Source organism: Streptomyces sp. CB01201 (genome assembly GCF_002803085.1).
Lineage (GTDB): Bacteria > Actinomycetota > Actinomycetes > Streptomycetales > Streptomycetaceae > Streptomyces > Streptomyces hundungensis.
Genome location: NZ_NNBJ01000010.1, coordinates 162608 through 176194 on the forward strand (window position 1 = coordinate 162608; position 13587 = coordinate 176194).

At 72.9% G+C, this 13587-nt stretch carries 13 protein-coding genes; 5 read left to right on the plus strand and 8 right to left on the minus strand.

Translation table 11 applies throughout. The features are described 5' to 3' along the window. Window positions 1-7 precede the first annotated feature (7 nt). A complete protein-coding gene (locus CG740_RS21380; protein ID WP_442802848.1) occupies window positions 8-763 on the plus strand; it encodes a PhzF family phenazine biosynthesis protein in 756 nt (251 codons plus the stop codon). 83 nt (window positions 764-846) lie between these two features. On the opposite strand, the gene CG740_RS21385 is transcribed toward CG740_RS21380, so the two are convergent. Beyond that, the gene (locus CG740_RS21385) at window positions 847-1509 is read right to left on the minus strand and encodes a biliverdin-producing heme oxygenase (protein WP_100576808.1); all 663 of its coding nucleotides are present in this window, start codon (window positions 1507-1509) and stop codon (window positions 847-849) included. A gap of 152 nt (window positions 1510-1661) precedes the next feature. Continuing rightward, window positions 1662-2531, minus strand: a complete 870-nt coding sequence (gene map / locus CG740_RS21390) for a type I methionyl aminopeptidase (protein WP_100576809.1) — start codon at window positions 2529-2531, stop codon at window positions 1662-1664. An 80-nt stretch (window positions 2532-2611) separates the two neighbouring features. On the opposite strand from map, the gene CG740_RS21395 reads away from it, so the two are divergent. Next, a complete protein-coding gene (locus tag CG740_RS21395; protein ID WP_100576810.1) occupies window positions 2612-2842 on the plus strand; it encodes a hypothetical protein in 231 nt (76 codons plus the stop codon). Window positions 2843-2935: 93 nt separating this feature from the next. Here the strand turns inward: CG740_RS21395 and CG740_RS21400 are convergent, their stop codons facing one another. Both CG740_RS21400 and CG740_RS21405 read right to left on the minus strand, forming a co-directional pair. Next, on the minus strand, window positions 2936-4234 hold the full coding sequence (locus CG740_RS21400) for an MFS transporter (RefSeq protein WP_100576811.1): 1299 nt from the start codon (window positions 4232-4234) through the stop codon (window positions 2936-2938). Window positions 4235-4350: 116 nt separating this feature from the next. Beyond that, complete coding sequence (locus CG740_RS21405) at window positions 4351-4953, minus strand: hypothetical protein (RefSeq protein WP_100576913.1); 603 nt, start codon at window positions 4951-4953, stop codon at window positions 4351-4353. 95 nt (window positions 4954-5048) lie between these two features. Between CG740_RS21405 and npdG the strand changes: the two genes are divergently transcribed. Further along, the gene (npdG, locus tag CG740_RS21410) at window positions 5049-5762 is read left to right on the plus strand and encodes an NADPH-dependent F420 reductase (RefSeq protein ID WP_100576812.1); all 714 of its coding nucleotides are present in this window, start codon (window positions 5049-5051) and stop codon (window positions 5760-5762) included. Window positions 5763-5937: 175 nt separating this feature from the next. Further along, window positions 5938-6126 carry a hypothetical protein gene (locus tag CG740_RS21415; protein WP_100576813.1) on the plus strand — a complete coding sequence of 63 codons (189 nt, stop codon included), beginning with the start codon at window positions 5938-5940 and terminating at the stop codon, window positions 6124-6126. 42 nt (window positions 6127-6168) lie between these two features. Here CG740_RS21415 and CG740_RS21420 read toward each other — a convergent pair whose 3' ends face one another. Continuing rightward, on the minus strand, window positions 6169-6972 hold the full coding sequence (locus CG740_RS21420) for a site-2 protease family protein (RefSeq protein WP_100576814.1): 804 nt from the start codon (window positions 6970-6972) through the stop codon (window positions 6169-6171). Between the two features lie 183 nt (window positions 6973-7155). Between CG740_RS21420 and CG740_RS21425 the strand changes: the two genes are divergently transcribed. Beyond that, the gene (locus tag CG740_RS21425) at window positions 7156-10455 is read left to right on the plus strand and encodes a BTAD domain-containing putative transcriptional regulator (protein ID WP_100576815.1); all 3300 of its coding nucleotides are present in this window, start codon (window positions 7156-7158) and stop codon (window positions 10453-10455) included. 13 nt (window positions 10456-10468) lie between these two features. Here CG740_RS21425 and CG740_RS21430 read toward each other — a convergent pair whose 3' ends face one another. The 3 genes from CG740_RS21430 to panB all read right to left on the minus strand — a co-directional run bounded on the left by CG740_RS21430 (window position 10469) and on the right by panB (window position 13449). Further along, on the minus strand, window positions 10469-11323 hold the full coding sequence (locus tag CG740_RS21430) for an ABC transporter permease (protein WP_100576816.1): 855 nt from the start codon (window positions 11321-11323) through the stop codon (window positions 10469-10471). Continuing rightward, on the minus strand, window positions 11320-12354 hold the full coding sequence (locus CG740_RS21435; RefSeq protein ID WP_100576817.1) for an ATP-binding cassette domain-containing protein: 1035 nt from the start codon (window positions 12352-12354) through the stop codon (window positions 11320-11322). The genes CG740_RS21430 and CG740_RS21435 overlap by 4 nt, the downstream gene beginning before the upstream one ends. A gap of 216 nt (window positions 12355-12570) precedes the next feature. Further along, window positions 12571-13449: a 3-methyl-2-oxobutanoate hydroxymethyltransferase gene (gene panB, locus CG740_RS21440; RefSeq protein ID WP_100576818.1), complete on the minus strand. Its 879-nt coding sequence runs from the start codon at window positions 13447-13449 to the stop codon at window positions 12571-12573. Window positions 13450-13587 lie beyond the last annotated feature (138 nt).

Sequence of the window (13587 nt, forward strand, 5' to 3'; positions counted from 1 at the left end):
TGCGTACGTGAATGCGTACGTGAGTGAGCAGGACGTACTGATCGACGTGCTCAGGGTCTTCTGCGGGCCCGACGGCGGTCACGGCAACGCGCTCGGAGTGGTGCGCGAGGGGGCGGACGTGCCGGGCGAGGCGGCCCGGCAGGAGCTGGCGCGTCAACTCGGCTTCAGCGAGACCGTGTTCGTGGACGATCCCGAACGCGGCACCGTCGACATCTACACCCCGGGGGTGCGTCTTCCGTTCGCCGGGCACCCCCTGGTCGGTACGGCCTGGCTGCTCGACCTGGAGGTTCTGGAACTGCCGGTGGGCGACGTACTGGCCCGCCAGGACGGCGAGTTCACCTGGATCACGACCCGCTCCGAGTGGGTGCCGCCGCGCACCCTGCGCCAGTACGCCTCGGCCGCCGAGGTCGACGCGCTCGCGGTGCCGGAGCCGGGGGAGTGGGTGTACGCCTGGGCCTGGCAGGACGAAGCGGCCGGCCGGGTCCGTGCGCGGGCGTTCCCCGGCCGCGGCGACGGCATCGAGGAGGACGAGGCGACGGGCGCCGCCGCCCTCCTCCTCACCCAGAGCCTGGGCCGGGCCCTGAACATCACCCAGGGAGCCGGCTCCCAACTCCTCACCGCCCCCGGCCCGGACGGCGAGATCGAACTGGGCGGCCGAGTACTCCTGGACCCGGCCGTACCAGCGCGCCACTCCGGTACACCTACGGGGGCGCGAGGAACTGCGCGAGCCACCACGCACGGTCCGCAGCCGAAAACGGGTTGAGGGCCCTGGGGCTCTGGCCCCAGACCCCGTTCGCACCTGAAGGGCGCTCGTCCTCGCACCCGAACCGGCCCACCCGCGGAGCGCTACGCGCTGAGCGGGAACTCCGAGCCCAGCTCTCTGAACACGGCCGTGTTCAGGGCGAAGGCCCGCTTGCACTCGTCGACGATCCGCTGCTTCTCCAGGTCGTCGACGCCCAGTCCGTCCAGCCGCTCGCGATAACTCCGCTTGAACGCCGCCGGGTTGCCGATCCCGTCGAAGACGTAGAACCGGACCCCGTCGCCCTTGCGGGCGAAGCCCCACGTGCGTTCCGCCTTGTCGCGGATGATCTGGCCGCCCGACAGGTCGCCGAGGTAGCGCGTGTAGTGGTGGGCCACATAGCCCGCGGGCCACGTCCGGGCGCACTGTGCGACGCGCTCCGCGTACGCGGCCGTCGAGGGCAGCGGGGAGGCGGTGCGCCGCCAGTCGGCGCCGCGCAGATGCGCGAGGTCCCGCTCCAGCTCGGCCGTGCGCATCAGCTCCGGCTGGATGAACGGCCCGGCGACCGGGTCGGCGGCGAGTGCCGCGGCACCCTCCTCCAGGGCCCGGTACACGAACCAGAGCTGCTCGGTGTAGCGGGCGTAGGCGTCGACGCCGAGCCGGCCGCCGAGCAGGTCCCCCATGAACGTCGAGGTCTCGGCCTCCGTGTGCTGCTCGTGCGAGGCGGTGCGGATCAGCGTGGAGAACGGCGTCGTCGCGCTGGTGGTCAAGGCGGGCCTCCGGGGACCGAGGGGTGCGGGAACCGGTCGGATCTTCTCAGGTTAGGGTTACCTAAGTCAATGGGTTCCCGACGTCCTGTCGGTAAAAAGGTACCCGCTGTCCCGCGACGGGACACCCGGTCGAAAAATGTCCGGCAGTCCCGCTACGGCAGGGTGAGGATCTCGGTGCCGGTCTCCGTGACCACCAGGGTGTGCTCGAACTGGGCCGTCCGCCTGCGGTCCTTGGTGACGACGGTCCAGCCGTCCTCCCACATGTCGTACTCGTGGGTGCCCAGGGTCAGCATCGGCTCGATCGTGAAGGTCATGCCCGGCTTGATCACCGTCGTGGCGTGCGGGGCGTCGTAGTGCGGCACGATCAGACCGGAGTGGAAGGCCGTGCTGATGCCGTGGCCCGTGAAGTCCCGTACGACGCCGTAGCCGAAGCGCTTGGCGTACGACTCGATGACCCGGCCGATGATGTTGATCTGACGGCCCGGGCGGACCGCCTTGATCGCGCGGTTGAGGGACTCCCGGGTCCGCTCGACCAGCAGCTTCGACTCGTCGTCGACGTCCCCGCAGAAGTACGTGGCGTTGTTGTCGCCGTGCACCCCGCCGATGTACGCGGTGACGTCCAGGTTCACGATGTCGCCGTCCTTCAGGACGGTCGAGTCCGGGATGCCGTGGCAGATGACCTCGTTGACCGAGGAGCACAGCGACTTGGGGAAGCCGCGGTAGCCCAGCGTCGACGGATAGGCGCCGTGGTCGCACATGTACGCGTGCGCGACCCGGTCGAGCTCGTCCGTCGTCACCCCCGGCGCGATGTGCTTGGCGGCCTCCTCCATCGCCCGCGCCGCGATCCGCCCCGCGGTCCGCATCAGCTCGATGGTTTCGGGGGTCTGCACTTCGGGGCCGGTGTACGGCGCGGGCATGGGCTTCCCGACGTACTCGGGACGCCGGATACGACCCGGGACGGAACGGGCCGGAGAGATCTCCCCGGGCACGAGCAGGGACTGCGACTTCGGCTGGCCAGACATGCCGGCGAGTCTATCGAGCGGGTGTGGGGCAGCATGGGCTTGAGGCCCCAGGCCACCGTCGTCCCAGGGAAGAGGCAGCCATGGCTCTGTTCAAGAAGCGCACCGTCGGCAAACCCGGCGAGTGGTACTACTGCCTGGTCCACCACAAGGTCGAGGAGGGCCCCGACTGCCCGGCCAAGGACCGCTTCGGCCCGTACACCTCGCGCGAGGAGGCCGAGCACGCGATGCAGAACGCGCAGGAGCGGAACCTGGAGTGGGAGAACGACCCGAAGTGGCACGACAAGTCCGCCCCGACGGACGGCACCGACTAGGCGGCACCGACTGGGGAGGCGCCGACCCCGACGCCATGACGGCGGCCGGCCGGGTGCGAGGACGGCGCCGGCCAAGCCCCCGTGGCGGCCCGGCTACGCCCCCGTGGTGGTGGGCTGCTTGGCCGCCCTGCGGCGGGCCGCGTCCTCGTCGGTCGCCGAGTCGTAGGTGATCAGCCTGGGCAGCGCCGCGGCGAGCAGCCCCACCGCGGCCACGCAGGCCACCCCGCCCGACCACACGGCCGCCCTGGTCCCGGTCCAGCCGGCCATCGCGCCGGCCCGCACCTGTCCGAGCTGCGGGCCGACGCTGTACGAGAGCACCTCTATCCCGGCCAGGCGGCCGCGCAGCTCCTCCGGGATGGTCTGGTTCCAGATCGTCGAGCGGCCGAGCCCGCTGAGCATGTCCCCGGCGCCCGCCACGGCGAGGCAGCCGAGCACCAGCCACACGTTGCCGATCAGTCCCGCCCCGGCCATCGCCGCGCCCCACACGACCGCGCCGACCACCACGAACAGGCCGTGCCGGCGCACCCGCGAGGTCCAGCCGCTGGTGAGGCTGAGCAGTACCGAACCGGCCGAGCCCGCCGCGTACATCAGGCCGAGCGACCAGTCGGCGTGCAGGCTCTCGGCGAGGAACGGGAAGATCGCGTTCGGGAAGGCGAAGAACATCGCGGCCAGGTCCACCGCGTAGGTCCCGAGCAGCACCGGCCGTGACCAAGCGTACCGCGCGCCCTCCGCGATGCCGCGCAGCGAGGGCTTCCGGGCGTCGTGGGCGGGCGGGGCCGGGGTCAGCCGGGCGCACATCACCACCGACACGGTGAACGTGCCGATGGTCGTGGCGTACGCCGTGGCCGTACCGGCGTACGCCACGACCAGGCCGGCCAGCGACGGTCCCGCGATCGCGCCGAGCTGCCAGCGCAGGGCGTTGAGCGCGGCGGCCGCGGTCAGCTGGTCGTGCGGCACGATCCGGGCCATCAGCGAGTCGAGGGCCGGGCGCTGGAGCCCGGCGAGCGCCGAGACGCCGGCCGCCACCACGTACAGCGGCCAGAGCACGGGGTTCGGGAGCAGCGCGTTGACCAGCAGGATCAGCGCGAGCAGACCGAGGCCCGCCTCGGTGGCGAGGATGACCTTGCGGCGGTCCACCGCGTCCGCGAGGGCGCCGCCGTACAGGCCGAACACGACCAGCGGGACGAGTTCCACGGCGCCCATCGCGCCCACCGCGAGCGGCGAGTCGGTCAGCTCCTTGATCTGCAACGGCAGCGCGACCATCGCCATGAAGCTGCCGAAGTTGGTGATCAGGCCCTGCACCCACAGCAGCCGGAAGTCGGCCGAGGCCCGCCAGGGGGCGAGGTCGGGCAGGATCGAGCGGAGTCGGGACGCGGGGGGTTCTTCGGGCACGAGCGGCCATGCTCCGGGCCCGGGACGCCGGGCGCAAACGAATTACGTGCGTGCGTGCCCCGCTGGACAGGCTCCCGTCCCGTGGCGCGGACCCCGGGCAGCTCGCCGATGCCCCGTCACCAGCGTCCCGGCGGCGGGGCCGTCAGCTGGTCGGCCAGGCGGCCGAGGCGGTCGCGGAAGCGGCGCGGGCCGCGCTGCGGCGGCAGGACGTTCTCGCCCGCGGCCGCGCTGACCAGGTGCTGCACGGTGTCGAAGTCGAGCTCCGCGTCCGGGGTCACGGTCAGCGACTCGTGGACGAGGCCCCGCACCTCACGGTCGCCGCCGTCCAGGGCGAGCACGGTCGCGCCCGCCCTCCGTGCGTCATGAACGCGTTCGAGGAGCCCTTCGGCGGGTCGCTCGGGCGCCACCACGAGCAGTGTCTCGCCGCGCCGCGCCGCCTCCAGGCGGCCGAGCCCGACCGACAGGTGCGGCGGGCCGCCCGGCTCGGTGCGGTGGCGCACCAGGGTCGGGCTCAGCTCGGGAAGCCCCGACCAGGCGGCCTCGTCGGTGAGATGGGCGGCCAGGTGCCAGGGCTCGTACGACTCGGTGCCGACCAGGAGGAGGCCGCCGCCGTGCGGCACGACCGAGGAGCGCAGGACGCCCGCGAAGCGGCGGGTGGCCCGCAGCCACTCCGTCCCGGCGAGCACTTCCCGCAGCAGTGCGACCCGTACGGCATCCATGCCGGAAGAGTGCCGCATCCGGGCCGCCCGCGGGCCGGAACGCGTCTTCCTCATCCGAACGAAGCCCTCGGCTACGGACGAGTAAGGTCGCCCTCATGACTTCCACTGACAACGCCGCCAACGCCGCGAAGCCCGCCGCGAAGGACCCCTGGGAGCTTCCGGACGTCTCCGGTCTCGTCGTCGGCGTGCTCGGCGGCACCGGCGACCAGGGCCGCGGTCTCGCCTACCGGCTCGCCCGGGCCGGCCAGAAGGTGATCATCGGCTCCCGGGCCGCCGAGCGCGCCCGGACCGCGGCCGAGGAACTCGGGCTCGGTGTCGAGGGCGCCGACAACGCGGAGTGCGCGCGGCGCAGCGACATCGTGATCGTGGCGGTGCCGTGGGACGGCCACGCCAAGACGCTCGAATCGCTGCGCGAGGAGCTGGCCGGCAAGCTCGTCGTCGACTGCGTCAACCCGCTCGGCTTCGACAAGCAGGGCGCGTACGCCCTGAAGCCCGAGGAGGGCAGCGCCGCCCAGCAGGCCGCCGCCCTGCTGCCCGGCTCCCGGGTGACCGCGGCCTTCCACCACCTATCGGCGGTGCTGCTCCAGGACGCCTCGGTCGAGGAGATCGACACCGACGTGATGGTCCTCGGCGAGGCCCGTGCCGACACCGACCTCGTGCAGGCCCTCGCCGGGCGCATCCCCGGCATGCGCGGCGTCTTCGCCGGGCGGCTGCGCAACGCCCACCAGGTCGAGTCGCTCGTCGCCAACCTGATCTCGGTCAACCGCCGCTACAAGGCGCACGCGGGGCTGCGCGTCACCGACGTCTGAGCCCGCCCGTCCGGCCGCACCCGGGCCGGGACGCGTGCGCCCGTGCCCGAGGTGCGGGGCGCCGACGGACATGGGGGACACTGGACGGGCGGGTGCCGAGCGCACCCGCCCGTCCCTTTCGTCCCGCTCGACCGCAGTGCCGCAAAGCAGCCGTACCCGACAGGAGCCGACCTCCATGCCCCGCCTCGCTCTGTACGCCCTCGCCGTCTGTGTCCTCGCCGCCGTCGCGGCCGTGGTCTCCTTCGTCCAGGGCAGCTGGCTCGGAATCGTCTGGGTGCTCCTCGTCGGGCTCTCGTCCAACATGTGCTGGTACTACCTGCGCCGGGCCCGCGCCGAGCGGACGAGCCCCAGCCCCGCGGAGTGAGGGCAGGCCCCCGCTCACCTGACAAGATCCGCTGGACAGGCCCTAGCGCTGCGGGGTGATCGAGAGGCTGCCGAGGTCCGGCCAGAACTGGTAGAGGCCGCGGCCGGCCGCCGCGGCCCAGTCCGGCACCCCGAGCCCGCTCAGGATCGCGTAGATCAGCCGGAAGAACTCCTGGTTGACCTCGGGGATCCACAGCAGCCCGAACACCGCGAGCAGCCCGAACGGGGCGAACGGCTCGACCTGGCGCCGCGCCGCGTGCGAGAGCCACGGCTCGATGATCCCGTACCCGTCGAGACCCGGCACCGGCAGGAAGTTGAGCACCGCCGCCGACACCTGGAGCAGCGCCAGGAACGCCAGCGCGTACCGGAAGTCGTCGGGCACCCCGTCCAGCGCGTGCAGCCAGAACGGGGCCGTGCACACCACGGCGAACAGCACGTTGGTGAGCGGGCCGGCCGCCGAGATCAGGCTGTGCCGCCAGCGGCCCCGGATGCGGCCCCGCTCGATGAAGACCGCGCCGCCGGGCAGGCCGATGCCGCCCATGATCACGAAGACGACCGGCAGCACGATCGACAGCAGCGCGTGCGTGTACTTCAGCGGGTTGAGCGTGAGGTAGCCCTTGGCGCCGACCGTGATGTCACCGCCGTGCAGCGCGGTGCGGGCGTGCGCGTACTCGTGCAGGCACAGCGACACCACCCACGCCGACGTCACGAACAGGAACACGGCGAGGCCGCGCGAGGCGGCGTAACTCGTCCACACCGCCCACCCGGAGACCGCCATGACGGCGACGATCCCGAGGAAGACCGGGCTGATCCGCCGGTCGTGGTGGCGGGAGGTTGCGGTGGCCATGCGGTCGGCTCCTGTGCTGGTGGGACGGTCGGGAAGAACGCGCCTGACCGTACAGGGGGTACGCGCCCGTGTCCGGCCCCCCGCCCGGATCGCAGGCGGGTTCCCTGCGTCGAACGTCCCGGGAGCCGCCGGTAGTTCCGCCTCGGGGAACCCGGGCGCGGCGGTGTCGAAGACAATGGGGGCGTGCGCTACCGGATTCTCGGCAACACCCAGGTCCTTCACCCCGACGGCAGCCCCGTCGCCCTCGGCGGTGCGCGGCTGCGCGCCCTCCTGACGGTCCTGGCGCTGCGGCCGGGCCGGGCCGCCCCGGTGGGCCTCCTCGTCGACGAGGTGTGGGGGGACCGCCCGCCCGCGGACGCTCCGGCCGCGCTCCAGGCGCTGGTCGGGCGGCTGCGCCGGGCGCTCGGCCACGACGCGGTGTTCTCCGCCGGGAGCGGCGGCTACGGGCTCGCCGCCGAGGCCGACGACATCGACCTGCACCGCTTCGAGCGGCTCGCCGCCGACGGCGCCCGTGCCCTGGAGGAGGGCGACGCGGCGAAGGCCGCGACCCTGCTCGACGACGCGCTCGCCCTGTGGGCCGGGCCCGCGCTCGCCGATCTGCCCGAACCCGGAACGCTCGGCGCCCGCGCCGAGTCCCGCAGGCTGGACGCCCGGCGGCTGCGGCTCGGCGCCGCCCTCGCGCTCGGTCGCGCCGGCGAGACGCTCGCCGAACTCGCCGTGCTGTGCGACGGCCATCCGCTGGACGAGCCGCTGCACGCGCTGCGCATCAAGGCACTGCGTGCCGCGGGCCGCCCGGCCGAGGCGCTCGCCGCCTACGAGAGCGTGCGCGCCACCCTGGCCGAGGAGCTGGGCGCCGACCCCGGGCCCGAACTGCGGTCCATCCACGCCGAGTTGCTCAACCCGGCCGCCGAGCCTTCGCCGCCGGCCGCCCCGGCGCACGGCAATCTGCGGGCCCGCCTCACTTCCTTCGTCGGGCGGGAGGCCGACCTCGCGGACATCCGGGGCGACCTGGAGAGCGCCCGGCTCGTCACCCTGCTCGGGCCCGGCGGGGCCGGCAAGACCCGGCTCTCGCAGGAGGCGGCCGACGGACTGGCGGCCTGCTGGCCGGACGGGGTGTGGCTGGCCGAACTCGCGCCGGTGGAGGACCCGTCCGGGGTGCCGGCCGCCGTGCTCACGGCCGTCGGCGCCCGCAAGACGGTGCTGCACGCGGTCGGCGCCGATGAGTTCAGGGCCGCCGACCCGCACGCGGACGACCCCGTGGTCCGGCTCGCCGAGCACTGCGGGCCGCGCCGGATGCTGCTGCTCCTGGACAACTGCGAGCATGTGATCGGCGCCGCCGCGGAGCTCGCCGAGTACCTCCTGGCCCGCTGCCCGCAGCTGGTCGTCCTCGCCACCAGCCGTGAACCGCTGGGCGTACCGGGCGAGTTGGTGCGGCCGGTGGAACCGCTGCCCGCGCCCTTCGCGCTGCGCCTGTTCGCCGAGCGGGGGGCCGCGGCCCGGCCCGGCTTCCGTGTCGAGGACGACCCGGAGGCCGCCGCCGAGATCTGCCGCCGCCTGGACGGACTCCCGCTCGCCATCGAACTGGCCGCGGCCCGCCTCCGTATGCTGACACCCTGTCAGATCGCGGACCGGCTCGACGACCGCTTCCAGTTGCTCACCAGCGGCAGCCGCACCGTGCTGCCCCGGCAGCAGACCCTGCGGGCGGTCGTCGACTGGTCCTGGGACCTCCTGGAGGCCGCCGAGCGCGCGGTGCTCGGCCGGCTCGCCGTCTTCGCGGGCGGCTGCGAGCTGGCGGCGGCGGAGGCGGTCTGTGCCGAGGGCGGCGCGTCCACGGGCCCCGACGTGGCCTCCGTGCTCGGCTCGCTCGTCGACAAGTCCCTCGTCGTGGCCGCCCCCGACGGCGCCGGCGAGATGCGCTACCGGCTGCTGGAGACCGTCGCCGAGTACGCCGCCGAGCGGCTCGCGGAGGCCGGCGACCGGGCCGCCGCCGAGCGGCGCCACCTCACGTACTACCGGGAGCTCGCCCGCCGCGCCGACGCCGAGCTGCGCGGCCCCGGGCAGCGGACCGCGATCCACACCTTCGAGCGCGAGTACGAGAACCTGCGGACCGCGCTGCGCCGCTCGGTCGCGCTGCGCGACGAGCACGAGGCACTGTGCCTGGTGCACGCCCTGCTCTGGTACTGGCAGATGCGCGATCTCAGGGGCGATTCACGACACTGGGGGCGGGAGGTGGCCGCCCTCGGCCCCGACCCCTTCGCGCCGCCCGTGGCGCCCGCGCCGCCCGTCCACACCCGCTGCACGGACGTCCCGCCGCCGTTCGACGACGAGGTGCTCCAGGAGGCGAGGCGCGGCGTCCATCTGCTCCAACTGGCCTCCATGGACCACGACTTGGACGTATGGACCACCCCCGAGGCCCTGGAGCGGCTGCGCGCGATCGTGTCCGCCTACCGGCCGGGGCTTCCCCAGACCTGCCGTATGCCGGCCTCGCTCTGGTTCTTCCCGGTCGTGCTCACCGGCGACCAGGAGCTGTTGAAGGAGGTGCTGGACGCGACCGTGGCGGCCTGCGAGGAGTACGGCTACGAGTGGGAGCTGGCCGCGGCCCTCCAGATGCGCGCCAACGTTCGGGCCAACCGGGCCGAATGGCCGGGCGACGCGGCCGCCGACGCCGACCGCAGCCTCCTGATGTTCCAGCGCCTGGGGGACGCCTGGGGTGCGGCCGAGGCGCTCGGGGCCCGCGGCGAGGCGCGGGAGAAGCGGGGCCAGTACGGCCTGGCCGCCGAGGACTTCGCGGCCGCACTCGACCACGCCGAGTGGCTCGGGGCCGAGGCCCAGACGTCCCTGCTCAAGGCACGGCTCGCCGCCGCGCTCCTGGAGACGGGAGAGGCGGAGCGCGGCGAGGTGCTGTTGCGCGAGATCCTGGCCGAGGGTCACCGCGCGGGCGTCGAGGCGCGGCCCGCGGCCCGGCTCTTCCTCACCATGTGGCTGGGCCGCACCCGCCGGTTCGACGAGGCGCGCGAGCAGGTCGACATCATGCTGCGGGAGTTCCGCTCCGCCAACCTGATGCTGTTCGAGGGCTTCGTGCTCGGCGTGCGGGCCTGGCTGGACAACGAGGAGGGGCGGTACGCCGAGGCCCTGTCCGGGGCGCGCGTCGCGCTGGACAGGGCGCAGGAGCCGCTCTCGCGGATGGTCGCGCCGGAGATGATCCCGGTGCATCTGATCACCGCGGCCTGGGCCGTCGCCGGGCTCGGGGGTACGGACAACGGCCTGGACGCGGCACGCCTCATCGGCGCCGGCGACGCCCTGCTTCCGGTCGGCCACTTCTCCTCGCCCGTGGAAGTGGAGCAGCGGACCGTGGCCGAGCGCACCGCGCGCGCCCTGCTCGACGACGCCGCCTACCAGGCCGCGTACGCCGAGGGCGGTGGGCTCCCCGCGGAGGAGGCCACCGCCCTGGTACGACGTGCTCACGCGGCCGGACGCGACTGACGTACCGTCAGACTCAGGTGCGCTTGCGGAACTTGGCGACCGCCAGCGGGGCCGTCACCAGCGTGATGCCCGCCGACCAGGCCAGGGTCATCAGCGCGGAGTGGGCGACCGGGCCGCCGGTGATCAGACCGCGGCCCGCGTCGGCCAGGTTGGACAGCGGGTTGTAGTCGGTGAAGGACTGCAACCAGCCCGGCATGGTCGTCGGCTTGGCGAAGATGGACGAGCCGAACTGGAGCGGCATGAGCACGAGCATGGCCACTCCCTGGACGGCCTGGACCGTCTTCATGGTGAGTCCGAGCAGGATGAAGATCCACATGAGAGACGCGCCGAACACCAGGGACAGGCCGATGGCGCCGAGCAGGCCGAACACCGAGGTGCTGACGCTCAGTCCCAGGATGAAGCCCATGATCAGCAGGATCGTGGTGGCCACCAGCATGCGGCCGATCTCGACCACCATCTTGGCGATGAGGACGGACGACCGGGCGATGGGCATCGTCCGGAAGCGGTCCATCACCCCCTTCTTGAAGTCGTCGTTGACGCCGGTGCCGACCGCCATGGCGATGTTGAGGCCCATCGTCGCCATCAGGCCGGGCACCAGGTAGTTGACGTACTGGCCGCGGTTGCCGGCGCCGAACATCGCGCCGCCGAAGACGTACACGAAGAGCAGCACGAAGATGATCGGCATGAGCACCGCGTCGAACATCGACTCCGGGTCGGCCTTGATCTGGAGCATGTTGCGGCGTGCCAGGGCGCCGATGTGGCGCAGGTTCGCGCGCAGCCCGATCCGTGCGTCGTCGGATCCGACGGCCGCCCGCGGGGGCGAAGGGGCCTGCTGGGCAGGCGCGTTGACGGTGGTGGTGGCGCTCATGCCGCGACCTCCTCGGTCTCTCGGGCGGCGTCCTGGGAATCGGCGGTCTTCTGGCCGGTGATGGCCAGGAACACCTCGTCCAGGCTGGGAAGGTGGGTGCCTATGTGGGCGATGCCGTAGCCGCGCGACCCCAACAGGCCGACCACTGCGGTCAGTTGCTCGTCGCTGAGGATCGGGACGTTCAGCACGCCCTCGTCCGGCACGACCTGGGTGCCCGCGACGCCGTCCAGGCCCGCCTCGGCGACGGCCCGCGCCATCGCGCCCAGCTGCTCCGGGTCGGTGGGCCGGATCTGGAGGGTGCGGCCGCCGACGCGTGCCTTCAGCTCGTCGACCTCGCCGTTGGCGATGACCCTGCCGCGGTCGATGACCGTCAGCTCGCTCGCCAGCTGCTCGGCCTCTTCCATGTACTGCGTGGTCAGGAGCACGGTGGCGCCCTCGGCGACCATCCGGCGCACCTCGTCCCAGACCTCGTTGCGGGTGCGCGGGTCCAGGCCCGTGGTCGGCTCGTCCAGGTACAGCACGGCCGGGTGGCCGATCATGGAGGCCGCCAGGTCGAGCCGGCGCCGCATGCCGCCGGAGTAGGTCGCCGTGAGCCGCTTGCCGGCGTCCGTGAGCGAGAAGCGCTCCAGGAGCTCGTCGGCGCGGGAGCGGGCGTCCTTGCGGGACAGGTCGAGCAGCCGGCCGATCATGTACAGGTTCTCGCGGCCGGACAGCTTCTCGTCGACCGAGGCGTACTGCCCGGTCAGGCCGATGGTGCGGCGCAGCTGACGGGGCTGGCGCACCACGTCGTACCCGGCGACGACGGCGGTTCCGGCGTCCGGCACGAGCAGGGTGGACAGGCAGCGTACGAGCGTGGTCTTGCCGGCGCCGTTCGGTCCGAGGACACCGAGCACGGTGCCCTCGCGGACGTCCAGGTCGACGCCGTCCAGCGCCTTGGTGTCGCCGAAGTGCTTCACCAGCCCCCGCACGGAGACGGCGACGCCGGCCGCGCCCTCCCCGTTGTTCCTGGGCTTCTTGTCGATTCGCGTCATGCCCCCAAGGTGCCAGTCCCCACCGACAGGTCACCGACAGAACGCCGACAGCCGGTGGACGGCCGCCGACGGCCGCCGATCCGCGCCCCGCGTCCGGGGTGCCGGGGGCGCGCGCCCCAACGACGGACAGCCCGCCGATGGGGGAAGTCGGCGGACTGTCGTCGTGACCGCAGTGGCTTTATGGGGGCAACGGTGGTCGACGATGCATCGGACGGATCAGTGGAAGGTGTGCTCCTCGGCGGGGAAGGACCCGCCGACGACCTCGCCCGCGAACGCCTTCGCCGCGTCCCCGAGGGACTCGCGCAGGTTCACGTACTGCTTGGTGAAACGGGGGGTCTTCCCGGGCGTCAGGCCCACCATGTCGGTGTAGACCAGCACCTGGGCGTCGCACTCGACGCCCGCGCCGATGCCGACCGTCGGGATGTGCAGGCTGCGCGTGACCTCGGCCGCGAGCTCGGCCGGGACCAGCTCAAGGACGATGGCGAAGGCGCCCGCGTCCTGCACCGCCTTGGCGTCGCGCAGCAACTGGTGTGCCGCCTCGTCGCCGCGGCCCTGAACCCGGTAGCCCAGCGTGTTGACGGACTGCGGGGTGAGACCGACGTGTCCCATGACCGGGATGCCGGAGTCGACGAGCAGCCGGATCTGCTCGTGGCTGCGCTCGCCGCCCTCCAGCTTCACCGCCCCCACGCCCGCGTCCTTGACCAGGCGCATCGCGGTGCGCAGCGCCTGCACCGGACCCTCCTGGTAGGAGCCGAACGGCAGGTCGCCGACGATCAGGGCGCGCGAGGTGCCCCGTACGACGGCCGCGGACAGCATGGTGATCTCGTCCAGGGTGACCGGGACGGTCGTCTCGTAGCCGAGGTGGCAGTTGCCCATCGAGTCGCCCACGAGCAGGACCGGGATCCCGGCCTCGTCGAAGACGGAGGCGGTCATCGCGTCATAGGCGGTGAGCATGGGCCACTTCTCGCCGCGCTCCTTGGCGCGGGCGATGTCGTGGACGGTGATGCGGCGGGTGCCCTTGCCTCCGTACAGCGCCTTGGGATCGCTGCTGTCGGGGGTCTTCTGCTTCTGGGCAGCCGGAAGTTGTTGCGTCATCGCAACTGCTCCTGTTCGTCATCTCGAAGCGCCCTCACGGCGTCTCCGGACCACATCCATGGTGGCATCCCGTGCCCTCCTCGGGGAAGTGGGTGTGCCGGGAAGGCAAATCGGCCAGGAAACGAACCGGTGTCCGAA

Coding starts and splice junctions, on each gene's coding strand:
- map (WP_100576809.1), bottom strand. CDS start 2,531: ATGTCTGGCCAGCCGAAGTCGCAGTCCCTGCTCGTGCCCGGGGAGATC.
- CG740_RS21395 (WP_100576810.1), top strand. CDS start 2,612: ATGGCTCTGTTCAAGAAGCGCACCGTCGGCAAACCCGGCGAGTGGTAC.
- CG740_RS21405 (WP_100576913.1), bottom strand. CDS start 4,953: ATGGATGCCGTACGGGTCGCACTGCTGCGGGAAGTGCTCGCCGGGACG.
- npdG (WP_100576812.1), top strand. CDS start 5,049: ATGACTTCCACTGACAACGCCGCCAACGCCGCGAAGCCCGCCGCGAAG.
- CG740_RS21415 (WP_100576813.1), top strand. CDS start 5,938: ATGCCCCGCCTCGCTCTGTACGCCCTCGCCGTCTGTGTCCTCGCCGCC.
- CG740_RS21420 (WP_100576814.1), bottom strand. CDS start 6,972: ATGGCCACCGCAACCTCCCGCCACCACGACCGGCGGATCAGCCCGGTC.
- CG740_RS21430 (WP_100576816.1), bottom strand. CDS start 11,323: ATGAGCGCCACCACCACCGTCAACGCGCCTGCCCAGCAGGCCCCTTCG.
- CG740_RS21435 (WP_100576817.1), bottom strand. CDS start 12,354: ATGACGCGAATCGACAAGAAGCCCAGGAACAACGGGGAGGGCGCGGCC.
- panB (WP_100576818.1), bottom strand. CDS start 13,449: ATGACGCAACAACTTCCGGCTGCCCAGAAGCAGAAGACCCCCGACAGC.